Here is a 22,096-nt window from a genome sequence, read left to right as displayed (position 1 = left end):
CCCGGCGCCCCCGCGGCTCCCGCGGTACCCACCACCCCCGCGGCCCCCACCGCCCCGCGGGCCACCGCCGCCCCCGAGCCGGAGCGTGCCGCATGAGCGCCACCGACGCCCGTACGCCCTCCTGGGCCACCCGCCCCGGACCCGCCGCCGGAGCCGGCCGCGCCGGATGGATCCTGCTCGCCGCCTTCGCCGTCGCGGCCGCCGCCGACCTCGTGTCCCTCCTCGCCGGCTGGCACCTCGGCCACGTCCTGTTCAAGCCGCTGCTGATGCCGCTGCTCGTGGCCCACGTGATCACCCGCCGCGCCCCCCGGCTGCTCGTCGCCGCCCTGCTGTTCGGCTGGGGCGGGGACCTCGCGCTGCTCTTCGACGCCGAGATCGCCTTCCTGCTCGGCATGGGCTCCTTCGCCGCCGGGCACGTCTGCTACCTCGCCCTGTTCGGGCGGGGCCGCACCGGCCCCCTGCTCGGCGCCGCGTACGCCGCGGCCCTGATCGGGACCGTCGCCCTGCTGTGGGGCGACCTCCCGGCCGACCTGCGGATCCCGGTCGCCGGCTACAGCCTGCTGCTCACCGCCATGGCCTACCGGGCGAGCGCCCTCGGCCGGGTCGCGGGCGCGGGCGGGGCGCTGTTCCTGCTCTCCGACACCCTCATCGCCACCGGCGTCGCCGAGTGGCCCCAGCTGCCCCGGCCCGACTTCTGGATCATGGCGACCTATCTGGCGGCCCAGTACCTGCTGGCCACCGGGGTCCTCGGCCGGTCCCCGGGCCACCCCGATCCGGGGGCGGGCGTACGGTAGGACGGTCATACAGGACCGCACCCCGGAGGACTGCACCACCATGCGCGCCACCGTCATCCACGCCCCGCACGACATCCGCGTGGAGGAGGTGCCCGACGCCGCGATCCGGCGTCCCGAGGACGCCGTCGTCCGCGTCCTGCGCGCCTGCATCTGCGGCAGCGACCTGTGGGCCTACCGCGGCGAGGCCGCGCGGCAGCCCGGTCAGCGCATCGGGCACGAGTTCCTCGGCGTCGTCGAGGAGACCGGCTCCGCCGTCTCCGGCCTGCGCGCCGGCGACCTCGTCGTCGCCCCCTTCATGTGGTCGGACGGCACCTGCGCCTACTGCTCCGAGGGCCTGTACACCTCCTGCGCGCACGGCGGCTTCTGGGGCGCGGTCGGCCACGACGGCGGCCAGGGCGAGGCCGTCCGGGTCCCGCACGCCGACGGCACCCTGGTGAAGCTGCCGGCCGAGGCCGTCTCCGACGACCACCTGCTGACGGGTCTGCTCGCACTGTCCGACGTCATGGGCACCGGCCACCACGCCGCCCTGGGCGCGGGCGTCCGCGCGGGCTCCACGGTCGCCGTGGTCGGCGACGGCGCGGTGGGCCTGTGCGGCGTCCTGGCCGCCAAGCGGCTCGGCGCCGAGCGGATCATCGCCCTGGGCCGACACACCGTCCGTACGGACATCGCCAAACTCTTCGGCGCCACCGACGTGGTCGCCGCACGCGGGGACGAGGCCGTGGCGGCCGTCCGCGAGCTGACCGGCGGCCAGGGCGCGCACTCCGTCATCGAGGCCGTCGGCACCGAACAGTCCATGCGCACGGCCGTCAACATCACCCGCGACGGCGGGGCCATCGGCTACGTCGGCGTCCCGCACGGCAGCGGTACCGGCCTGGACCTCGGGGTGATGTTCGACCGCAACATCACCCTGCGCGGCGGTGTGGCGCCGGTGCGCGCGTACATCCCGGAGCTGCTGGTGGACGTGCTGAGCGGCGCGATCGACCCGGCGCCCGTCTTCGACCGCGCCGTGTCTCTGGACGAGGTCCCGGACGGCTACCGGGCGATGGACGACCGCAGCGCGCTGAAGGTCCTGATCACGCCCTGAGACCGACGCCAGGGCCCGCCGCGCCGTTACTTGACGGCCTTGAGCGCGTCGACCACGCCGGCGCCGTAGTAGCCGGTCTGGCCCCACTTGGCCTTGCAGGTGGTGGCGTCGATCAGGTTGCCGGTGCCGTCGTAGATCTTCGTCGGGCAGGCGACCTTCGTCGCCTGGCCCTTCAGCATCGACTGGAGCTGCGAGGGCGAGGCCCACGGGTGGGCGCTCTTGAGCAGCGCCGCGACGCCCGCGACGTGCGGGGCGGCCATCGAGGTGCCCTGCTTGTAGCCGTAGCCGCCGCCCGGGACGGTCGACAGGACGCGGCCGTTGGCGTCCGGGGTGGCCGGCACCTGCCACTTGTCGCCGCCGGGAGCGGCGACGTCGACGACGCCGAGGCCGTAGCTGGAGTAGTACGAGCGCAGCCCCTGGTCACCGGTGGCCGAGACGGTGACCACGCCCGGCAGCTGGGTGGGCAGGTCCAGGCAGACCTTCGGGTCGATGGTCCGCGGCACCGGGGTGCTGTCGTTCGGGCTGGTGTCGTCGAGGATGGACTCGCCGGCCAGGTCGTGGTCGGAGTTGCCGGCCGAGGCCACGCTGAGCACGCCCTTGCGCTCCGCGTACTTCGTCGCCCGGGCGAGGGCCTCCACCAGCGCCTTCTGGTCGTCGTCGTTCTTGCAGGTGTAGTTCCACGGGTCGACGTAGTAGCTGTTGTTGGTCACCTCTATCCCCTTCTCGGCGGCGAACATGAAGCCGCAGACGACCGCCTCGGTGTAGAAGAGGCTGGTCGCGGGCTCGCTCACCTTGATGCCGGCGACCTTCACGCCCGGCGCGACACCGCTGACGCCCACGCCGTTGCGCGGGGCCGCGATGGTGCCCGCCACGTGCGTGCCGTGGTCGCTGCCGTCCGGGTACGGACGCCAGGCGCCCTCGGAGGTGTCCGCGACGCCGCCGACACAGTTGGCGGACTGGCTCTTGGAGAAGTTCGGGGCGAGATCGGGGTGGGTGTCGTCCACACCCGTGTCGATGACGCCCACGGTGACGTTCGGGCTGCCATCGTTGATCTTGTGAGCCTGGTCGGCCTTGATCGTCCGCAGGTCCCACTGGTTGGGCTCCAGCGGCTCCTGTCCCGGCGTCGCCTGCGCCGCCGCCTTGGCGGCGTCGGCCGCGCTCAGCTTCTGCGTCGCGCCCTCCTCGGTGGTCTGCACCGCGGAGAGGGGGGCCGTCCGAGTGGCGCCCACCGACACGAAGAGGCTGCGCTGGGACCGCAGCTGCTTGGCGAAGTCGGGGTTCTGGGAGTGTGCGACGACGACCCCGATCTGCTCATAGGCCGTCACCACCGTTCCGCCGGCCCGCTCGATGGCCTTCTTCGCCTGCTTGGCCGTCCCGTACGCGGTCAGGTTCGCCACGTAGGAGAGCTTCGGGCCGTCGGCGGCGGGCTTCGCCGTCGTGGCCGTGGCCGCCGTGTTGCCGAGCGGGGCGGCGGAGGCCGCGACCGTGGGCAGGAAGGCGAGTGAGGCGGTGAGCGCCAGTCCGACCGGTACGGCAAGACGATTGCTCTTCCGGGCGGTACGCGACCCCAGATGCGCCATGGGTTCTCCACATCATCCGTGAAAAAGCCGTCCGCACGCGGTTTGCGCAGGACGGGTTCATGACACGCGAACCTAGTGCCGGTGTTCCCCTCTCCGCCATCAGTTCGAGGAATCAGTTTCCAAAGAAGTCACAGGTGTTGAACCGTCCCGACGCGCCGGCCGTGCCGTTGACAGGGGGGATCGGCACCACCGTCCCCCCACACGGAGGTTGTTTTGTCCGTCGTCCCCACCGCACCCGCGTCACAAGGAGAGCCCCCCGTGACCACCGAAGCAGCGCCGCCCCACGGCAGCGCGGGACCGACCCCGGCGAGTCCCACGGCCGAGGACTTCACTCGCGTCCAGCAGAGCCCCGAGTTCGCCGAACTGCGCAGCTCCTACCGCTCCTTCGCGTTCCCGCTCACCGTTGCCTTCATCGCCTGGTACCTGCTCTACGTCCTGCTGTCCAGCTACGCGGGCGGCTTCATGGGGACCAAGCTCTTCGGGAACATCAACGTCGCCCTCGTCCTCGGCCTCGCCCAGTTCGCGACGACGTTCCTGATCGCCTGGCTGTACTCGCGGCACGCCGCCGCCAAGCTCGACCCCAAGGCCCAGGCCATCAAGGCCCGGATGGAGGCCGGAGAATGAGCGCGATCCCGCAGCTGACCCTCGCGGCCGGCGCGACCGAGCACCGACCGCTGATCATCACCCTGTTCGGCCTGTTCGTGGTCGCCACGCTCATCATCACGATCTGGGCCGGCCGCCAGACCAAGGACGCCGCCGACTTCTACGCGGGCGGCCGCCAGTTCACCGGCTTCCAGAACGGCCTGGCCATCTCCGGCGACTACATGTCCGCCGCGTCCTTCCTCGGCATCGCCGGAGCCATCGCCCTCTTCGGCTACGACGGCTTCCTCTACTCCATCGGCTTCCTCGTCGCCTGGCTGGTGGCCCTGCTGCTCGTCGCCGAGCCGCTGCGCAACTCCGGTCGCTACACGATGGGTGACGTCCTCGCGTACCGGATGCGCCAGCGGCCCGTGCGGACCGCGGCCGGCACCTCCACCATCGTGGTCTCGATCTTCTACCTGCTCGCCCAGATGGCCGGCGCCGGCGTACTCGTCTCGCTGCTCCTCGGTATCACCAGCGACGGCGGCAAGGTGGCCGTGGTCGCGCTGGTCGGCCTCCTGATGATCGTCTACGTGACCATCGGCGGGATGAAGGGCACCACCTGGGTCCAGATGATCAAGGCGGTGCTGCTGATCGCGGGCGCCCTGCTGATCACCTTCCTGGTGCTGCTGGAGTTCAACTTCAACATCTCCACGCTGCTGGGCCAGGCCGCCGAGAACAGCGGCCAGGGCACCAAGTTCCTGGAGCCCGGACTCAAGTACGGCAAGGACTCCCTCACCAAGCTGGACTTCATCTCGCTGGGCCTCGCCCTGGTCCTGGGCACCGCGGGCCTGCCGCACATCCTGATCCGCTTCTACACGGTTCCCACCGCCAAGGCCGCCCGCAAGTCCGTGAACTGGGCCATCGGCATCATCGGGGCGTTCTACCTGATGACCATCGCCCTCGGCTTCGGCGCCGCGGCCCTGCTCAACCGCGCCGACATCCTGGCCTCGAACAAGGCGGGCAACACCGCCGCACCCCTGCTCGCGCAGGAGATCGGCGGCGGCGCGGGATCCACGGGCGGCGCGATCCTCCTCGCGGTGATCTCCGCGGTCGCCTTCGCCACGATCCTCGCGGTGGTCGCGGGCCTCACCCTCGCGTCCTCGTCGTCCTTCGCGCACGACCTGTACGTGAACGTCATCCGCAAGGGCAACGCGACCGAGAAGGAGGAGGTCCGCGCGGCCCGCTGGTCCACCGTGGTCATCGGCGCCGTCGCCATCGGCCTCGGGGCCCTGGCCCGCGACATGAACGTGGCCGGCCTCGTCGCCCTAGCCTTCGCCGTGGCCGCCTCCGCCAACCTGCCGACGATCCTCTACAGCCTCTTCTGGAAGCGCTTCACCACCCAGGGCGCCCTCTGGTCGATCTACGGCGGCCTGATCTCGGCCGTCGGCCTGGTCCTCTTCTCCCCGGTGGTCTCCGGAAAGCCCACCTCGATGTTCAAGGACGCCGACTTCTACTGGTTCCCGCTGGAGAACCCCGGCATCATCTCCATCCCCCTCGGCTTCCTCCTCGGATGGCTGGGAACCGTCCTCACCAAGGAAGAGGCCGACCCCCGCAAGTTCGCCGAGCTGGAGGTGCGCTCCCTCACCGGAACAGGGGCTCACTGAGATCCACCGAACACACAGCGTGGCCGTGTCGTACTTCCGTACGACACGGCCACGTCGCGTCTCGTTCAATCGGGCACCCCTACGGGCCAAGCCCGTCGCGTAGGCTCGAACACAGCGCCACCGCGTACCCGCGACGGCGTCTACCTCCGCAGAACCGGACAGGAGAGGGGGCCCACAGTGCTTCTCGACACGTACGGCCGCGTGGCCACTGACCTGCGCGTCTCACTCACCGACCGGTGCAACCTGCGCTGTACCTACTGCATGCCCGAAGAGGGACTGCAGTGGCTCGGCAAGTCGGACCTGCTGAGCGACGAGGAGATCGTGCGGCTGATTCGCATCGCCGTCACGAGCCTCGGCATCACCGAGGTCCGCTTCACCGGCGGCGAACCGTTGCTCCGGCCCGGCCTGGTGGGGATCGTCGAACAGTGCGCCGCCCTGGAGCCCCGCCCCAGGATGTCGCTGACCACCAACGGCATCGGCCTCAAGCGCACCGCGCAGGCCCTCAAGGCCGCCGGCCTGGACAGGGTGAACGTTTCGCTCGACACCCTGCGCCCCGACGTCTTCAAGACCCTGACCCGCCGAGACCGCCACAAGGACGTCATCGACGGCATGGCGGCCGCCCGCGACGCCGGTCTGACCCCCGTCAAGGTCAACGCCGTCCTGATGCCCGGACTCAACGCCGACGAGGCCCCCGACCTGCTCGCCTGGGCCGTGGAGAACGAGTACGAGCTCCGCTTCATCGAGCAGATGCCCCTCGACGCCCAGCACGGCTGGAAGCGCGACGGCATGATCACCGCCGGGGACATCCTCCAGTCCCTGCGCACCCGCTTCACGCTCACCGAGGAGGGCGCCGACGAGCGCGGCTCCGCCCCCGCCGAACGCTGGGTGGTCGACGGCGGCCCGGCAACGGTCGGCGTCATCGCCTCCGTCACCCGCCCCTTCTGCGGCGCCTGCGACCGCACCCGGCTCACCGCCGACGGACAGATCCGTACGTGCCTGTTCGCCACCGAGGAGTCCGACCTGCGGGCCGCGCTGCGCTCCGGCGCCCCGGACGAGGAGATCGCCCGCCTGTGGAAGGTGGCGATGTGGGGCAAGAAGGCCGGCTCCGGCCTCGACGACCCGTCGTTCCTCCAGCCCGATCGTCCCATGTCCGCGATCGGCGGCTGAGCGGGGCGCCACCCGCGCCCGGCCCGCCGCGACGAGCCTCGTCCGAGCCCCGGCCCCGGCCGGGGCTCAGGCGCGTTCCGAGCCCTCGGGCTGCACCCACTCGTCGAGCTTCACGACGTCCTTGAGGAAGCCGCGGACCCCGAGGAACTGGGAGAGGTGCTCGCGGTGCTCCTCGCACGCCAGCCAGGTCTTGCGCCGCTGCGGGGTGTGCAGCGCGGGGTTGTTCCAGGCGAGGACCCAGGCGGCCGCGTCGCGACAGCCCTTGGCGGAGCAGGTGGGGGCGGGCTCGGAGGCGGATGCGTTCACATCAGGGGAGTTCACGGCCTCAACCCTACAAACACGCACTCGGGAGAGCTTCGGATGGGCGACGCCGGGCAGCCACGGGGGGAGCTGCCCGGCGTCGGTCCGTCGCTCCGACGGGGGATGCGGAGCGCGTAGGCAGTATGTCACGCAGGACCCGGTCGGGTGCACCGGAACTTCAGGATTGATCTGAGCTCTTGTTGAGGTTTTCGGCCTCCAGCGCGGGGCGCACAGGCGCCGGTACGAAGTGCGAGGGCAGGGAGGGCGTCGACTCGCGCCCCGCGTTGGCGATGACCACCGCGACGTACGGCAACAGGGCGCCCGCGACCAACGTCACGATCGCCACATGGCGCTCCACGTTCCACAGGACCACCGTCGCGATGACCGAAAGGGTCCTGATCGTCATCGAGATGACGTACCGGCGCTGTCGCCCCCGCACGTCCTCGGCGAGGCCCATCCGGGCCCCGGTGATCCGGAAGACCTCGGCCTCGTTCCGCTTCGTCCGCCGCACGTTGCACCACCCGATCCGCCTGCCGGACGCACCCCGGTCCGGAACACTTCCACGGTACGCGGCCCGCCTCCCGGCGTGGTGAGGGGGTGTCCCCCGAACGGCTCTGTCCGAAATGCGTCGTTCGTCGCGCGGATCAAGACTGGTGCGACATGCGCACATCGCGCCGGAGGAGGCGACATGCATTGGTTGTGGGCGATCATCGTCGGTTTGGTGCTGGGCCTGATTGCCCGGGCGATCCTGCCCGGCAAGCAGCACCAGCCCCTCTGGCTGACCGTGATCTTCGGCATCATCGGCAGCGTCCTCGGCAACGCCGTCGCCACCTGGATCGGTGTCGCCGACACCAAGGGCATCGACTGGATCAGGCACCTGCTGCAACTGGTCGGAGCGGTCCTGATCGTCGGCCTCGGCGACATGGCGTACATGGCGCTGAGGGGCAACAAACGCACCGCCTGAGCCGCCCGCGCACCCGGGGCGCGACGACGGAGGGGCCGGCACGGACGCACTGTCCGTACCGGCCCCTCGTCACGTGCGGGCCGCGTCAGCCGGTGACCTCGACGGCGGCCAGGTTCTTCTTGCCGCGCCGCAGCACCAGCCAACGGCCGTGCAGCAGGTCCTCCGGGCCGGTGACCGCGTCCTCGGCGGTGACCTTCACGTTGTTCACGTAGGCGCCGCCCTCCTTCACGGTCCGGCGTCCCGCCGACTTGCTGGCGACCAGGCCCGTCTCCGCGAAGAGGTCCACGACCGGGCCCGGCTCGGCGACCTTCGCGTGCGGCAGCTCCGACAGGGCCGCGGCCAGCGTGGCCTCGTCCAGCTCCGCCAGCTCGCCCTGACCGAACAGCGCCTTCGACGCGGCGATCACGGCGGCGCACTGGTCGGCGCCGTGCACCAGCGTGGTGAGCTCCTCGGCCAGGGCCCGCTGAGCGGCGCGCGCCTGCGGCCGCTCGGCGGTCTGCGCCTCCAGCGCCTCCAGTTCCTCACGGGACCGGAACGACAGGATCCGCATGTAGGTGGAGATGTCCCGGTCGTCCACGTTCAGCCAGAACTGGTAGAACGCGTACGGGGTGGTCATCTCCGGGTCCAGCCAGACGGCCCCGCCCTCGGTCTTGCCGAACTTGGTGCCGTCCGCCTTGACCATCAGCGGCGTCGCCATGGCGTGCACCTGCGCGCCCGACTCGACCCGGTGGATCAGGTCGAGGCCGGCCGTCAGGTTGCCCCACTGGTCGGAGCCGCCCTGCTGGAGCACGCAGCCGTGGCGCCGGTACAGCTCCAGGAAGTCCATGCCCTGGAGCAACTGGTAGCTGAACTCGGTGTAGCTGATGCCCTGGTCCGACTCCAGCCGCTTGGCGACCGAGTCCTTCGTCAGCATCTTGTTGACGCGGAAGTGCTTGCCGATGTCCCGCAGGAACTCGATGGCGGACATGCCCGCCGTCCAGTCCAGGTTGTTCACCATGACCGCCGCGTTCTCGCCCTCGAAGGACAGGAACGGCTCGATCTGCGAACGCAGCCGGTTCACCCACTCCGCGATGACCGCGGGGTCGTTCAGGGTGCGCTCGGCCGTCGGGCGCGGGTCGCCGATCTGACCGGTGGCCCCGCCGACCAGCGCCAGCGGACGGTTGCCCGCCAGCTGGAGCCGGCGCATGGTCAGGACCTGCACCAGGTGACCCACGTGCAGCGAGGCCGCCGTCGGGTCGTAGCCGCAATAGAACGTGACCGGACCGTCCGCGAACGCCTTGCGCAGCGCTTCTTCGTCGGTGGACTGGGCGAAGAGCCCACGCCACTTCAGTTCGTCGACGATGTCCGTCACGGTCTCTCGACTCCTTCGATGTCTGAAATTGCCATGGTCAGTCTAGGTGGGTCAGACGCCCTTGCTGACCGAGCTCATGTTGAAGTCCGGGATGCGCAGCGCCGGCATCGCGGCCCGGGTGAACCAGTCGCCCCACTCGCGCGGGAGGGTCTTCTCGGTCCGGCCCGCCTCCGTGGCTCGCGACAGCAGGTCGACGGGGGACTCGTTGAACCGGAAGTTGTTCACCTCGCCCACGACCTGCCCGTCCTCCACCAGGTACACGCCGTCCCGGGTGAGACCCGTGAGCAGCAGCGTGGCCGGGTCGACCTCGCGGATGTACCAGAGGCAGGTCAGCAGCAGCCCCCGCGCGGTGCCGGCCACCATCTCCTCCAAGGACTTCTCGCCGCCCCCGTCCAGGATCAGGTTCCCGAAGCCGGGGGACAGGTCCAGGCCGGTCAGGGCGGCGCTGTGCCGGGTCGTCGTCAGCCGCTTCAGCTCACCGTCGCCGATCCACTCCGTCGGCGGGACCGGCAGGCCGTTGTCGAAGACGGACGCGTCGTCGCCGGAGCTGTGCGCGATCACGAACGGCGCGGACTCCAGACCAGGCGCGTTCGGGTCGCTGCGCAGGGTCAGCGGCAGCGGGGAGAGCCGCTCGCCGAGGCGGGTGCCGCCGCCGGGCTTGGAGAAGACGGTCCGGCCCTCCACGGCGTCCCGGGCGGCCGCCGACCACATCTGGTAGATCAGCAGGTCGGCCACGGCCGTCGGCGGCAGCAGGGTCTCGTACCGCCCGGCCGGCAGCTCGATCTTCCGCTCCGCCCAGCCCAGGCGCACCGCGAGTTCCGCGTCCAGGACCGTCGGGTCGACGTCCTTGAAGTCCCGCGTCGAGCGGCCCGCCCAGGCCGAGCGCAGCCGGTCCGGGGACTTGGCGTTGACCTCCAGGGTCCCGTTCGGCTGGTCGTGGCGCAGTCGCAGGCCCGTGGAAGTGCCGACGTACGTGGAGACCAGCTCGTGGTTGGCGAAGCCGTAGAGTTCCCGGCCGCCCGCGCGGGCCCGGGCGAAGGCCTCGCCGAGGGCCGGCGCGAAGTCCGCGAACACCGCCGAGGAGGTCTCCGCCGGGGCGTCGGTGAAGTCCGGCGAGGCCGGCGTGCCGGTGACCAGGGGCTGGGCGTCCTCGGCCGGCCCGGCCCCGCGCGCGGCCGCCTCGGCGGCCCGTACGAGCGGTTCCAGGTCGGCGGCGGTGACCGCGGAGCGGGACACGACCCCCGAGGCCCTCCCCTCCTTGCCGTCGATGGTGGCGATGACCGTCAGGGTCCGGCCGCGGGTGACGCCGTTCGTGGTGAGCGCGTTGCCGGCCCAGCGCAGGTTGGCGCTCGACTCCTCGTCGGCGATGGCGACGCAGCCGTCGGCCGTGGACAGCTCCAGGGCCCGCTCGACGATCTCGTGCGGCTTGGTTCGGGTCGACATCAGCGTCCGGCCTCCTGCGTGGTGTTGAGACTGTGCCGTCCCGGGGGGCGACCCCCGGACCCCCGGGGGGCGGGGGAGTGACCGTCTGCCCTCATCGGCCGGCCTCCTGCGTGGTGTTGAGGATGTTCACGTCGCGGAACAGCGCGGACGGGCAGCCGTGCGAGACCGCCGCGACCTGGCCGGGCTGGGCCTTGCCGCAGTTGAAGGCGCCGCCCAGGACGTAGGTCTGCGGTCCGCCGACCTTCTCCATCGAGCCCCAGAACTCGGTGGTCGTGGCCTGGTACGCGACGTCGCGCAGCTGCCCGGCCAGCCGGCCGTTCTCGATGCGGAAGAAGCGCTGCCCGGTGAACTGGAAGTTGTAGCGCTGCATGTCGATCGACCACGAGCGGTCGCCGACCACGTAGATCCCGCGCTCCACCCCGCCGATGAGGTCCTCGGTGGACAGCCCGCCCGGATCCGGCTGGAGGGAGACGTTCGCCATCCGCTGGACGGGCACGTGCCCGGGGGAGTCGGCGTAGGCGCAGCCGTTGGAGCGCCCCAGCCCGGTCAGCTTCGCGATCCGCCGGTCGGTCTGGTAGCCGGCCAGGGTGCCGTCCTTGACGAGGTCCCAGCTCTGCGCCTCGACGCCCTCGTCGTCGTAGCCGATCGTGGCCAGGCCGTGCTCGGCCGTGCGGTCACCGGTCACGTTCATGATCGAGGAGCCGTACTTGAGCTTGCCCAGCTGGTCGAAGGTGGCGAAGGAGGTCCCCGCGTACGCCGCCTCGTAGCCCAGCGCCCGGTCCAGCTCGGTGGCGTGGCCGATGGACTCGTGGATGGTGAGCCACAGGTTGGACGGGTGCACGACGAGGTCGTAGCGCCCCGCCTCGACGCTCGGGGCCCGCATCTTCTCGGCGAGCAGGCCGGGGATCTCCTCCAGCTCGGCGTTCCAGTCCCAGCCGGTGCCGGTCAGGTACTCCCAGCCGCGCCCGGCGGGCGGGGCGATGGTGCGCATGGAGTCGAACTCGCCCGTCACGCCGTTCACGGCGACGGCGGTGAGCTGCGGGTGGATCCGGACGCGCTGCTGGGTGGTGGAGGTGCCGGCGGAGTCGGCGTAGAACTTGTTCTCGTGGACGGCGAGCAGCGAGGCGTCGACGTGCGCGACCCCGTCGGCGGCCAGCAGCCGCGCGCTCCAGTCGGCGAGCAGGGCGGCCTTCTCGCCGTCCGGCACCTCGAACGGGTTCACGTCGTAGGCGGAGATCCAGGTCCGGTCGGCGTGCACCGGCTCGGCGGCCAGCTCGACCCGCTCGTCGGACCCCGCCGCCTTGATCACCTGGGCGGACAGCTTCGCCATGGCCACGGCCTGCGAGGCGACCTTGGCGGCGCCGTCCATGGTCAGGTCGACACCGGAGGCGAAGCCCCAGCTGCCCCCGTGCACCACCCGTACCGCGTAGCCGAGGTCGGTGGTGTCGGAGCCGCCGGACGGCTTGGCGTCGCGCAGTCGCCACGAGGCGCTGCGGATCCGCTCCAGCCGGAAGTCGGCGTGGTCGGCGCCCAGCGCGCGGGCCCGGGCGAGCGCCGCGTCGGCGAGCGCCCGCAAGGGCAGCGCGGTGAAAGCCGCGTCGATGGAATGGGCCACGGAAGTCCTCCCGGGGTCGGGGCCGATAGCCCCGATCATGTCGCGCTCAAGGCTGTTGTGACTACATCTTTCTGTAGGGACTCGACAGACCCCGCCTTCAGGCCCTGTCGGAGCCGGATTCTCCGGATGCCCCGGGCGGCCTATAGGTTTTCGGTAATCAAGACAGCTAGCGAAAGGGTGATCCGTTGAGCCGCTCGGTTCTCGTCACCGGAGGAAACCGGGGCATCGGCCTCGCCATCGCCCGAGCGTTCGCGCAGGCCGGCGACAAGGTCGCGATCACGTACCGGTCGGGCGAGCCGCCGGAGGAGCTCACTTCGCTGGGTGTGCTGGCGGTGCGTTGCGACATCACCGACTCCGAGCAGGTGGAGCAGGCCTACAAGGAGATCGAGGACAAGCAGGGCGCTGTCGAGGTGCTGGTGGCCAATGCCGGTATCACCAAGGACACGCTGCTGATGCGGATGTCGGAGGAGGACTTCGCGTCCGTCGTCGACACCAACCTCACCGGCACCTTCCGGGTCGTCAAGCGCGCCAATCGCGGCATGCTCCGTGCCAAGAAGGGCCGTGTGGTCCTGATCTCCTCGGTCGTCGGGCTGCTGGGATCCGCGGGCCAGGCCAACTACGCTGCCTCGAAGGCCGCGCTGGTGGGCTTCGCCCGCTCGCTCGCCCGAGAGCTCGGCTCCCGCAACATCACCTTCAACGTGGTCGCCCCCGGCTTCGTGGACACCGACATGACGAAGGTGCTCACCGACGAGCAGCGTGCGGGCATCGTGGCCCAGGTGCCGCTGGCCCGGTACGCGCGGCCCGAGGAGATCGCGGCAGCCGTGAGCTTCCTGGCGTCCGACGACGCCGCGTACATCACAGGAGCCGTCATTCCCGTTGACGGCGGATTGGGCATGGGTCACTGATCACATGAGCGGAATTCTCGACGGCAAGCGCATCCTCATCACCGGGGTGCTGATGGAATCGTCCATCGCCTTCCACACCGCCAAGCTGGCCCAGGAGCAGGGCGCCGAGGTCATCCTGACCGCGTGGCCGCGCCCGTCGCTGACCGAGCGCATCGCCAAGAAGCTGCCGAAGCCGGTCAAGGTGATCGAGCTCGACGTCACCAACCAGGAGCACCTGGACCGTCTGGAGGGTCTCGTCCGCGACGAGCTCGGCGGTCTCGACGGTGTCGTGCACTCGATCGGTTTCGCCCCGCAGGACGCCCTCGGCGGGAACTTCCTGAACACGCCGTTCGAGTCGGTCGCCACGGCCATGCACGTCTCGGCGTTCTCGCTGAAGTCCCTCGCCATGGCCTGCAAGCCGCTGTTCCCGGCGGAGGGCGCGGCCATCGTCGGGCTCACCTTCGACGCGCAGTTCGCCTGGCCGCAGTACGACTGGATGGGCCCCGCCAAGGCGGCCCTGGAGGCCACCAGCCGTTACCTCGCCCGCGACCTGGGCAAGGAGAACATCCGCTGCAACCTGGTCTCGGCGGGGCCGATCGGCTCCATGGCCGCCAAGTCCATCCCGGGCTTCGGCGAGCTGGCCGAGGTCTGGAACTCCCGCTCGATGCTGGAGTGGGACATGAGCGACCCGGAGCCGACGGGCAAGGGCGTCGTCGCCCTGCTGTCGGACTGGTTCCCGAAGACCACGGGTGAGATCGTCCACGTGGACGGCGGCCTGCACGCGATGGGTGCCTGATCCCCGGATCACGGCGTCCTGCGTCCGTACGGCGGTGGCCGCGCTTCCCCCTCGGGGGAGGCGCGGCCACCGCCGTCTCGCGTACGGGGCACGGGATGCGAGGTCCGGTTCGATCGGATGTTCGTCGTCTGACCGGATCTTTCCGACTCGAAAAGCCGGACAGATGACTGCAAACTGACCTCGTCGGGATCTTCCCGGCGTGGTCGGGGCGGAGGTACGGCGTGCGTGCGAGGCCGAACCGATCGGTATCCCTGCTGCTCACCTCGGTGGTGCTGACCGGACTCCTGATGCCGGGAGCCGTCGCGCAGCCCGCCGGCCACGACCCCGCCCCCGGCCCCGAGGCGGCGGCCCCCGCGGCCGCGGACCTCGCCGAGTACCCCGCGGAGCCCCCCGCGCGGCCCGCGCCGTCCACCGGTCGGGACCTCTTCGGCGCCGACTGCGACACCGAGATCGCCGGCTCGCAGGTGACGGCGTACTGCCACAACGCCTATCCCGAGACCGACCTGATCCGGCTGCACGTGGAGTGCGACCGCTGGTGGGACGTCGACGGCGACGCCGCGGCCGTCCCCCTGGACCCGGCGGGCCGCGTCCGGCTCACCGGCCGCTGCTGGAAGGAGGTCCGCTCGGCCTGGGTGACCCACCGCCGGCCGGGGACCTGAACCGCGCGGGCGGCCGGGGTCCCGACCCGGACCGGGCCCGCGATCGCGGCCGCTACTCCCGGCCCAGGCAGACGAACGGGTAGCCCGCCGCCTCCGAGGCGGCCGCGTCCGCGTCCCCGCGACGGATCGCCTCGATCAGCCGGGCGTGGTCCAGGTGGGACGCCGGGGTCAGCTCGGTGCCCACGTCCGTGCGCAGCCAGTCCGCCACCAGGTCGCCGAGGTCCGCGTACAGCTCGATCAGCACGTCGTTGTGCGAGGCCGTCACCACCGCCATGTGCAGGCTGACGTCCGCCGCCACGAACAGCTCCGCGTCCCCGCTCTCCCAGGCCTCCTCGCGCCGGGCCAGCAGGGCGTCCAGCTGTACGAGGTCCCGCGCGGTCCGCCGCTCCGCCGCCAGGCGGGCCGCCGAGGACTCCAGCGTCGAACGCAGCTCCGCGATGTGCCGCGGGTCGGCGCCGGCGAAGCGCCGGTGCATCACCCCGGCGAGCTCGCTGGTGGCGATCACGTACGTCCCCGAACCCTGTCGGATGTCCAGCAGCCCGTTGTGCGCGAGCGCGCGGACGGCCTCGCGCACGGTGTTGCGGGCGACGCCCAGCAGCTCCACCAGCTCCGGCTCGGTGGGGATGCGGGAGCCGACCGGCCACTCGCCGGAGGTGATCTGGTTCCTCAGCTGGGTGATCACCTGGTCGACGAGCGCGGACCGCCGGGGCGAGGTCAGTGGCATGGGTTCCTCTCGGGGGCGACGCGGGCTCCGGCACGCCGTGGGCTCCGGCGTGACGCGAGCGCGACTGGACAACTAATCATCCCATGATTCTATGATGGTTGAATGCCCGACGAAGAAATCCAGACCCTCGACCGCCCGCAGACCGTCAACCGCCCGCAGACGGCCGGCGGCCCCGTCGACCGGACGCTCCCCGCCGCCCACACCACCCCCCGGTGGCTGGGTCCGGTGCTCATCGTCGCAATCGTGCTGGCCGCCCTGAACCTGCGGCCCGCCATCACCAGCCTCGGCGCCCTCTTCGAGGAGACCCGTACGGGGCTGCACATGAGCGGCGCCGTCGCCGGGCTCATCACCTCGGTCCCCGCCCTCTGCTTCGCCGTCTTCGGCGTCACCGCGCCCCGGCTCTCCCGCCGCTTCGGACCGGCCGCCGTCGTCTGCGCGGGCATGGCCGCCGTCGCCGCGGGGCTGCTCATCCGACCCTTCGCGACCAACGCCGCGGGCTTCCTCGCCGCCAGCGCCCTGTCGCTGGCCGGCATAGCCCTGACCAACGTCCTGCTCCCGGTGATCGTCAAGCGCTGGTTCCCCGACCGCGTCGGCACCATGACCGGCCTGTACTCCATGGCCCTGGCGGCCGGCACCTCCCTCGCCGCCGCCGCGACCGTCCCGCTGACCTCCGCCCTCGGAGGCAGCTGGCGCACCGGCCTGCTGATCTGGGCCGTCCTCGCCGCGGCCGCCGTACTGCCCTGGCTCCCCATCGCCGCCGCGAGCCGCCGGGAGAAGGCCGCCGCGCCCGCCGCCCCGCGCGAAGACAGCGGCCCCTCCATCATCCGCAGCCGCACCGCCTGGGCCCTGGCCTGCTACTTCGGCCTCCAGGCCACCGGCGCCTACGTCACCATGGGCTGGCTCCCGCAGATCTTCCGCGACGCCGGAGTCTCCGCCTCCACCGCCGGGGTCCTGCTCGCCGTCACCATGGTCATGGGCGTCCCGCTCGCCTTCGTCATCCCCGGCCTCGCCGGACGGATGCGCCACCAGGGCCCCATCGCCGTCGCCCTCGGCCTCTTCGGGCTCGCCGGCTACCTCGGGCTCTACCTCGCCCCGGCCGCCGGAGCCTGGGCCTGGGCGCTGCTGCTCGGCATCTCCAACTGCGCCTTCCCGCTCGTCATCACGATGATCGGCCTGCGCGCCAAGTCCCCGGCCGGAGTCGTCAAGCTCTCCGCCTTCGCCCAGAGCACCGGCTACCTCATCTCCATCCCCGGCCCGCTCGTCATCGGCACCCTCTACCAGCACAGCGGCGGCTGGGACCTGCCCCTCGCCCTGATGGCGGGACTCCTCGTCCCGCAGATCGCCCTCGGCGTCCTCGCGGGACGGGACCGCACGATCGAGGACGAATGCGGCATGCGAAACTGAACGACATGTCGCCCGTACTCGAACCGAACCCGCAGAACGGCCGCAAGAAGCTGGGCCTCGTGCTCGGCGCCATGCTCGCCGTGACCGTGATCATCGCCGTCATCGCGACGATCGCCTCCCCCTGAACCCCGGCCCGTTCCCCGGACGGTAGGGCTAGCCCCACCATCCCCTAGGGGGTCAGGTTCAGGGTGGACTGGGGTGCGCCCCCGATGGGAACCGCCGCCTCGGATCAATAGATTCGAAGCAGCGATCCAGTCCCGGCCCAGCACCCCCGGAGGCGGCCATGTCGGCCCCCACGCACACCCCGTCCCGCACCGCGCTCCCCGCCCGCCGCCGCACCCCGGCCCACGCCGGCGCGAACGCCCGGCTGCACTGGTGGGCGCTGGCCCTGCCCGCCCTCGGCTTCGGCCTGCTCCTGCTGCTCCTCGCCGGATCCGGCCAGGCCCACGCCGCCCCCGCGGAGCCCTCGGGGCTGATCCAGGTCACCCAGCAGCTGCTGCGCGCCGTCGGCTGACCGCCTGCGCCGGGCCGCGCTCCACCACCGGGAAGCGGCCTCCCAACACCCTGCGCCCCGTGGCTCATTTCATGCGAAGCTGGGAGTCATGAGCGCCGATACACCCCGCAGGATCGCCCTCCTCCGGCACGCCAAGGCCGACTGGCCGCAGGTGGCCGACCACGAACGCCCACTGGCGGAACGCGGCCGGAAGGACTCACCGGCCGTCGGACTGAAGCTGGCCGAGACCGGCATCGACTTCGACCTGGCCCTCTGTTCCACCGCCGCCCGCACCCGGGAGACGTGGAAGCTCGCCGTCCAGGAACTCCCGCACCGGCCGAGGACCTCGTACGAGGAACGGCTCTACGACGCCTCGCTGGGCGAGCTCATCGCCCTGCTGAACGAGACCTCCGACGAGGTCCGCGACCTGCTGGTCATCGGCCACAACCCCGGCATGCACGCCCTCGCCGACGCCCTCTCCGGGCGTGCCGAGGGCGACGCCGTCGCCCGGATGACCCGTACCGGCTTCCCGACCGCCGCCCTCGCCGTCGTCTCCTTCACCGGCTCGTGGAAGTCCCTGGAGCACGGGGTGGGAACGCTGGTCGACTTCTGGACCCCGAAGGACCACTGAGCGGGAACAACCGGAACGCACAACCGGAACACCGAGCGCCACGGAGCCCGGGCCGCCCTCCTGAGCGGCCCGGGCCCCGGCACGTCCGGGAGTCGTCACCGGCCCGGGAGGGCCGCCGTCCCCGCGCCCCGCGCCTCCCACAGCTCCGGGTAGAACCGCCGGTACACCGCCGCCCGCAGGTGGGCCACACCCGTGCTGCCCCCGGTGCCCGGACGCCCGCCGATCTGCCGCTCCACGAGCAGGGCGTGGCAGGCCCGCCACTCCGTCCAGACCTCGTCGTGGTCGACCAGCGCCTCCGCCAGCTCGGCCAGTTCGGCGAGCTCGGCCGGGTCGCCGTCCCGCGGGAGGTCCGAGAGCCGCTCGTACGCCGCCCGCCGGCCGTCCTCGGTCGCCACCTCGAAGCCGGCCTTGCCCAGCAGTCCGACGAAGGCCTCCCACAGCGAGGGCTCTTCGAGCCGCACCCGCAGCCGCTCCCGCTCGGCGGGGCTCAGCCCGGCCGCGACGCGGGCACCGTACTCACCGTGCACCCAGTCCGCCCCGGACAACGCCGAGATCTCCACGTACTGCGCGGACTGCGAGCCGCTGCTGGTGCCGAGCGCCCCGCGGAAGGCGTGGAACTCCCGCGGCGGCATGCCGCGCAGCGGATGGATGCCGGTGATCAGGGCCCGGGTGATCACCGCGCCGCGGGCGAGCCGGGCGCGGGCGGTGCGCGGGTCGCCGTCCAGGATCCGGTCGCGGGCGTCGGTCAGGTCGTCGAGCAGCTGCCCGAACCACAGTTCCTGCACCTGGTGGACGGTGATGAACAGGCGTTCGTCGCGGACCCCGTCGGCCAGCGGCACCTGGAGCGTCAGCAGCTCGGGGAGCCGCAGGTAGTCGGAGTAGGTGACGGTGTCAGACATCGGAGTCCTCCGGTGCGCGCAGTCCGTACAGGGCGAAGGCGTCGGTGACGCCGGGCAGGTCGAAGGCGTCGACCTGGGCGCACAGCCGCAGTGTGGAGCGGGAGATCGTCTGGATGCGGTCGATGCCCGCGTCCCCGCCGTAGGTGTCCGTCAGGACGGCTTCGGTGCGGTCCTCGTCCAGGCCGGCGCGGCGCAGCGAGTCGTACACCGGCTCCAGGTCCCAGTCGAGGGCGGCGCGGATCATCGCGGGCAGGGCGCGGGCGGCGAGTACGCGGCGCCGCTGGTCGAGGCGGGCCCACAGTTCGAGGAAGAAGGCGGAGAAGAAGCGGTGGTGGCGGCCCTCGTCCTTGGCGTGGTCGCGCATCAGCTCGCGCACCGTGCTCACCACGGTCGGGTCCTGCGGCACCTCGTTGAGGACCGCGGTGATCAGCGTCTCGAAGACGACCGCCTGCAACTGTCCTGCGAGGACCGGGTCGTCGGGCAGCAGTCGCCGTCCGGTGTCCTGCAGGGCGGTGACGAACCCGCCGTAGTCGACGTCGGGCACGGCGATGCCGGTGACGGCCGCCACCTGGTCGGCGAGGTCCAGGCTGTACAGGGCGTGGTAGCCCTCGTCGCAGTACACCTTGAACGCGTCCATGCGCAGCGCGGTGGGGAAGTGCAGGCCGGAGTTGCCGTTGGCGACGGGCTCGGCGGCGCCGTTCACCACCCGGGTCTCCAGGTGGGTGGTCGAGTGCAGGAACTGGTAGAGGTGCCGTACGGAGACCTCGCGGATCAGCTCCGGCTCCAAGGCCTTCACCTCGGGGTGGGACAGGTGCGGCACCAGGGCGTCGGGGAAGAACACCCGGCCCTGCTCGGCCTCGGCGTGGAAGATCCGCCGGACTCCGCCGCGTACGCCGGCGGTCTCGTACCAGCGGTCGAGGGGACCTGGGGCCGTGGTCATGCGTGTCTTCCGTTCGGTGAGGAGGGGAGGGGGACGGCGGGGGCGTCGCCGGCGGACGGTGCGGGCGCGGCGGTGGCCGGCCCCAGGTGGGCGGCGATCCGCCGGACCGCCTCGGCCACCAGGGGCGCGTCGACGGTGTGACAGAGCCGGAACCAGCCCGGCTGCGGGGAGCGGAACGCCCCGCCGGGCAGGACGCTGACCCTCGCGGTCTCGAACAGCGCGCGCCACAGCCGGCGTTCGGCCTCGAAATCGGTGCCGGGCAGCCACCGGCGCAGGTCCAGCCAGACGGAGAAGCCCGCCTCCGCCGGGGCGTACGGAATGTCGTGCGCGTCCAGCAGCGCGACGAGGTGTCCGTACGAGGAGGCCAGCCGGGCGCGGCCGGCGTCGAGGAAGGCCGCCACCCACGCGGGGTCCGCCAGGAGCCCGGCGAGGGTGTCCTGGGTGGCGGTGGAGACGGGGGCGAAGTAGGCCATCGCCCGCGCCGCGTCCCGGACGCGCGGATCGCGGGTGTGCAGCACGCCCGTCTTCAGGCCGGGCAGCCCGAAGTCCTTCGCGAAGCCCCACACCACGTGGGTGCGGTCGACCCAGTGCGGGTTGACGGCCGGGTCGGCGGCGCTGGTGAAGGGGCGCCCGCCGAAGACGGCGTGGGCGTAGATCTCGTCGGACACCAGGTCGACGTCGTGCTCGCGGACCACGCGCAGCAGGTCGGCGAGCACCTCGGGCGGGTGGACCTCGCCGATGGGGTTGGAGGGGGAGGAGAGGGCCACCGCGCGCACCGTCGTGCCCCGGGAACGGGCCTCCTTCAGGGCCCGGTCGACGGCGTCGGCGGTCAGCCGGAAGCCGTCGTCGGGGGACAGTGGCGCGGGCAGGATCCGGGCGCCGGAGCGGCCGCCGAGGTCGGTGTCGAAGGCTCCGTAGTAGGGGGACGGGACCACGATGGCCTCGCCCGGATCGCACAGTACGGAGGCGATGGCGTCCAGCGCCCCGGTCGCGCCGCTGATCACCACGAGGTCGTCGGCGTCCAGCGGGGTCCGGCACGTCGCGGAGAGCAGGGCGGCGATCCGCTCGCGCAGTGCGTCGGTGCCGTGCAGCGGCGCGTAGCGGGCGGTGGCCTCGGTCATGGGGGGAAGGGCGGCCAGCCGGTCGCGGAGCAGGTCCCAGAGCAGACGGTTCTCGGCGGTGCCCAGGTTGAGGTAGCCGTCGGGGCGCAGTCGAGCGTCGTACGGCTCCGCCTCGGCGCGGAAGTGGGCCTCGGCGATGGCCGGGGTGTCGGCGAGGAGCCGGGCGGCCTGACGGGAGATCATCGGCCCCTCCCGCTGTCGACGCCGGCGGCGGTGAGCAGTCCCGGGTTGACCCCGAGGCCCATGGAGGCGTCGATGACGGAGCCGTGGAGCGAGGTGGAGTGATCGCCCGCCAGCCACCAGACCAGTTCCGCGATCTCCTCGGAGCGGATCAGGCGGCTCTTGGGCAGCCGGGCGGTCAGGGCCGCGAGTTCCTCGGGCGAGAGCTTGTCTAGGGTGCTGGCCTGGAACATCGCGGTGTCGACCGCGCCGGGGCATACCGCGAAGACGTCCACCGGGCTGTGCACCAGGTCGGCGGCGAGGTGCCGGGTCAGGTAGGTGAGCGCGGCCTTGCTCATGCCGTCGGCGGGGTGGAAGCCGGGGAACTGGAAGATCCCGCCACCCACGCTGGAGATGTTGATGATCTTGCCGTAGCCGTTTTCCAGCATGCCGGGAAGCAACTGTTCGGTGAGCCACAGGGGGCCCACCGCGTTGATCCGGAAGAACTCCGAGGCCTTCTCGTGCCGGGAGCCGTCGGTGTACTGGTCGATGGTCTTGGATCCGACGGCGGCGTTGTTCACCAGGACTTCGACCGGGCCGGGAAGCCTCTCCAGGAGTCGTTGGTGGTCCTCCCAGTCCCCTTGGTCGAAGGGGAAGGCCTCCACCTTGGCGTGGCCGGTGAGGGCCAGTTCGTGCACCAGCTCCTCGGCCCGGGCCCGGCCGTTGCGGTAGGTGAACCAGACCGTCCAGTCCTCTTCCAGGGCGAACCTCTCCACGCAGGCCCGGCCGATACCGCCCGAACCTCCGGTGACGAGGACACTTCGAGTCACCATTGTTTCCCC

General features: G+C 71.7%; 24 protein-coding genes. 13 read left to right on the top strand and 11 right to left on the bottom strand.

The window, feature by feature from the left end; genetic code table 11:
- Positions 1–92: 92 nt before the first annotated feature.
- On the top strand, positions 93–794 hold the full coding sequence (locus NOD94_RS24970; RefSeq protein ID WP_281208333.1) for a lysoplasmalogenase: 702 nt from the start codon (positions 93–95) through the stop codon (positions 792–794).
- A 40-nt stretch (positions 795–834) separates the two neighbouring features.
- Positions 835–1,878, top strand: coding sequence for a zinc-dependent alcohol dehydrogenase family protein (locus NOD94_RS24965; RefSeq protein ID WP_281208332.1), 1,044 nt, complete (start codon positions 835–837; stop codon positions 1,876–1,878).
- Positions 1,879–1,904: 26 nt separating this feature from the next.
- Here NOD94_RS24965 and NOD94_RS24960 read toward each other — a convergent pair whose 3' ends face one another.
- A complete protein-coding gene (locus NOD94_RS24960) occupies positions 1,905–3,458 on the bottom strand; it encodes a S8 family serine peptidase (protein WP_281208331.1) in 1,554 nt (517 codons plus the stop codon).
- A gap of 258 nt (positions 3,459–3,716) precedes the next feature.
- Between NOD94_RS24960 and NOD94_RS24955 the strand changes: the two genes are divergently transcribed.
- The 3 genes from NOD94_RS24955 to moaA all read left to right on the top strand — a co-directional run bounded on the left by NOD94_RS24955 (position 3,717) and on the right by moaA (position 6,871).
- Entirely contained in the window at positions 3,717–4,082 is a 366-nt protein-coding gene (locus NOD94_RS24955; RefSeq protein WP_281208330.1) for a DUF485 domain-containing protein, read from the top strand.
- Positions 4,079–5,704 (top strand): cation acetate symporter, encoded by a 1,626-nt coding sequence (locus NOD94_RS24950; RefSeq protein ID WP_281208329.1) that lies wholly within the window; start codon positions 4,079–4,081, stop codon positions 5,702–5,704. Before NOD94_RS24955 ends, NOD94_RS24950 begins: the two co-directional genes overlap by 4 nt.
- A gap of 177 nt (positions 5,705–5,881) precedes the next feature.
- The gene (gene moaA / locus NOD94_RS24945) at positions 5,882–6,871 is read left to right on the top strand and encodes a GTP 3',8-cyclase MoaA (protein ID WP_281208328.1); all 990 of its coding nucleotides are present in this window, start codon (positions 5,882–5,884) and stop codon (positions 6,869–6,871) included.
- A 66-nt stretch (positions 6,872–6,937) separates the two neighbouring features.
- On the opposite strand, the gene NOD94_RS24940 is transcribed toward moaA, so the two are convergent.
- Both NOD94_RS24940 and NOD94_RS24935 read right to left on the bottom strand, forming a co-directional pair.
- Complete coding sequence (locus tag NOD94_RS24940) at positions 6,938–7,192, bottom strand: hypothetical protein (protein ID WP_281208327.1); 255 nt, start codon at positions 7,190–7,192, stop codon at positions 6,938–6,940.
- 157 nt (positions 7,193–7,349) lie between these two features.
- The gene (locus NOD94_RS24935) at positions 7,350–7,628 is read right to left on the bottom strand and encodes a DUF3099 domain-containing protein (protein ID WP_281208336.1); all 279 of its coding nucleotides are present in this window, start codon (positions 7,626–7,628) and stop codon (positions 7,350–7,352) included.
- A gap of 231 nt (positions 7,629–7,859) precedes the next feature.
- Here NOD94_RS24935 and NOD94_RS24930 point away from each other — a divergent pair, with 231 nt between their 5' ends.
- A complete protein-coding gene (locus NOD94_RS24930; RefSeq protein ID WP_281208326.1) occupies positions 7,860–8,135 on the top strand; it encodes a GlsB/YeaQ/YmgE family stress response membrane protein in 276 nt (91 codons plus the stop codon).
- 85 nt (positions 8,136–8,220) lie between these two features.
- On the opposite strand, the gene tyrS is transcribed toward NOD94_RS24930, so the two are convergent.
- The 3 genes from tyrS to NOD94_RS24915 form a co-directional block, all read right to left on the bottom strand.
- Positions 8,221–9,486: a tyrosine--tRNA ligase gene (tyrS, locus tag NOD94_RS24925; RefSeq protein ID WP_281208325.1), complete on the bottom strand. Its 1,266-nt coding sequence runs from the start codon at positions 9,484–9,486 to the stop codon at positions 8,221–8,223.
- Between the two features lie 51 nt (positions 9,487–9,537).
- A complete protein-coding gene (locus NOD94_RS24920; protein ID WP_281208324.1) occupies positions 9,538–10,929 on the bottom strand; it encodes a metallopeptidase TldD-related protein in 1,392 nt (463 codons plus the stop codon).
- A gap of 91 nt (positions 10,930–11,020) precedes the next feature.
- Positions 11,021–12,544 carry a TldD/PmbA family protein gene (locus NOD94_RS24915; RefSeq protein ID WP_281208323.1) on the bottom strand — a complete coding sequence of 508 codons (1,524 nt, stop codon included), beginning with the start codon at positions 12,542–12,544 and terminating at the stop codon, positions 11,021–11,023.
- A 185-nt stretch (positions 12,545–12,729) separates the two neighbouring features.
- Here NOD94_RS24915 and fabG point away from each other — a divergent pair, with 185 nt between their 5' ends.
- From fabG to NOD94_RS24900, 3 genes are all read left to right on the top strand, one after another.
- Positions 12,730–13,449 carry a 3-oxoacyl-[acyl-carrier-protein] reductase gene (fabG, locus tag NOD94_RS24910; RefSeq protein ID WP_281208322.1) on the top strand — a complete coding sequence of 240 codons (720 nt, stop codon included), beginning with the start codon at positions 12,730–12,732 and terminating at the stop codon, positions 13,447–13,449.
- A gap of 4 nt (positions 13,450–13,453) precedes the next feature.
- A complete protein-coding gene (gene fabI, locus NOD94_RS24905; protein ID WP_281208321.1) occupies positions 13,454–14,224 on the top strand; it encodes an enoyl-ACP reductase FabI in 771 nt (256 codons plus the stop codon).
- Between the two features lie 221 nt (positions 14,225–14,445).
- The gene (locus NOD94_RS24900) at positions 14,446–14,883 is read left to right on the top strand and encodes a hypothetical protein (protein ID WP_281208320.1); all 438 of its coding nucleotides are present in this window, start codon (positions 14,446–14,448) and stop codon (positions 14,881–14,883) included.
- Between the two features lie 52 nt (positions 14,884–14,935).
- On the opposite strand, the gene NOD94_RS24895 is transcribed toward NOD94_RS24900, so the two are convergent.
- On the bottom strand, positions 14,936–15,607 hold the full coding sequence (locus tag NOD94_RS24895; protein WP_281208319.1) for a FadR/GntR family transcriptional regulator: 672 nt from the start codon (positions 15,605–15,607) through the stop codon (positions 14,936–14,938).
- Between the two features lie 102 nt (positions 15,608–15,709).
- Between NOD94_RS24895 and NOD94_RS24890 the strand changes: the two genes are divergently transcribed.
- From NOD94_RS24890 to NOD94_RS24875, 4 genes are all read left to right on the top strand, one after another.
- Positions 15,710–17,011, top strand: a complete 1,302-nt coding sequence (locus NOD94_RS24890) for an MFS transporter (protein ID WP_281208318.1) — start codon at positions 15,710–15,712, stop codon at positions 17,009–17,011.
- Positions 17,012–17,016: 5 nt separating this feature from the next.
- Positions 17,017–17,136: an SGM_5486 family transporter-associated protein gene (locus NOD94_RS24885; protein ID WP_281208317.1), complete on the top strand. Its 120-nt coding sequence runs from the start codon at positions 17,017–17,019 to the stop codon at positions 17,134–17,136.
- A gap of 158 nt (positions 17,137–17,294) precedes the next feature.
- Positions 17,295–17,525: a hypothetical protein gene (locus tag NOD94_RS24880; RefSeq protein ID WP_281208316.1), complete on the top strand. Its 231-nt coding sequence runs from the start codon at positions 17,295–17,297 to the stop codon at positions 17,523–17,525.
- An 88-nt stretch (positions 17,526–17,613) separates the two neighbouring features.
- Positions 17,614–18,135, top strand: a complete 522-nt coding sequence (locus NOD94_RS24875; RefSeq protein WP_281208315.1) for a histidine phosphatase family protein — start codon at positions 17,614–17,616, stop codon at positions 18,133–18,135.
- A gap of 95 nt (positions 18,136–18,230) precedes the next feature.
- On the opposite strand, the gene NOD94_RS24870 is transcribed toward NOD94_RS24875, so the two are convergent.
- Genes NOD94_RS24870 through NOD94_RS24855 form a run of 4 tightly spaced genes read right to left on the bottom strand, consistent with a single transcriptional unit; the run spans position 18,231 to position 22,087 of the window.
- Positions 18,231–19,034, bottom strand: coding sequence for a tryptophan 2,3-dioxygenase family protein (locus NOD94_RS24870; protein WP_281208314.1), 804 nt, complete (start codon positions 19,032–19,034; stop codon positions 18,231–18,233).
- Entirely contained in the window at positions 19,027–19,974 is a 948-nt protein-coding gene (locus NOD94_RS24865) for a diiron oxygenase (protein ID WP_281208313.1), read from the bottom strand. The genes NOD94_RS24870 and NOD94_RS24865 overlap by 8 nt, the downstream gene beginning before the upstream one ends.
- A complete protein-coding gene (locus NOD94_RS24860; RefSeq protein ID WP_281208312.1) occupies positions 19,971–21,278 on the bottom strand; it encodes an aminotransferase class I/II-fold pyridoxal phosphate-dependent enzyme in 1,308 nt (435 codons plus the stop codon). The genes NOD94_RS24865 and NOD94_RS24860 overlap by 4 nt, the downstream gene beginning before the upstream one ends.
- Positions 21,275–22,087 (bottom strand): SDR family NAD(P)-dependent oxidoreductase, encoded by an 813-nt coding sequence (locus tag NOD94_RS24855; protein ID WP_281208311.1) that lies wholly within the window; start codon positions 22,085–22,087, stop codon positions 21,275–21,277. The genes NOD94_RS24860 and NOD94_RS24855 overlap by 4 nt, the downstream gene beginning before the upstream one ends.
- Between the last annotated feature and the right edge of the window lie 9 nt (positions 22,088–22,096).

Origin of the sequence: Streptomyces sp. Isolate_45, assembly GCF_024721315.2 — a bacterium.
Taxonomy (GTDB): domain Bacteria; phylum Actinomycetota; class Actinomycetes; order Streptomycetales; family Streptomycetaceae; genus Streptomyces.
This window is presented reverse-complemented; position numbering and strand designations above follow the sequence as displayed.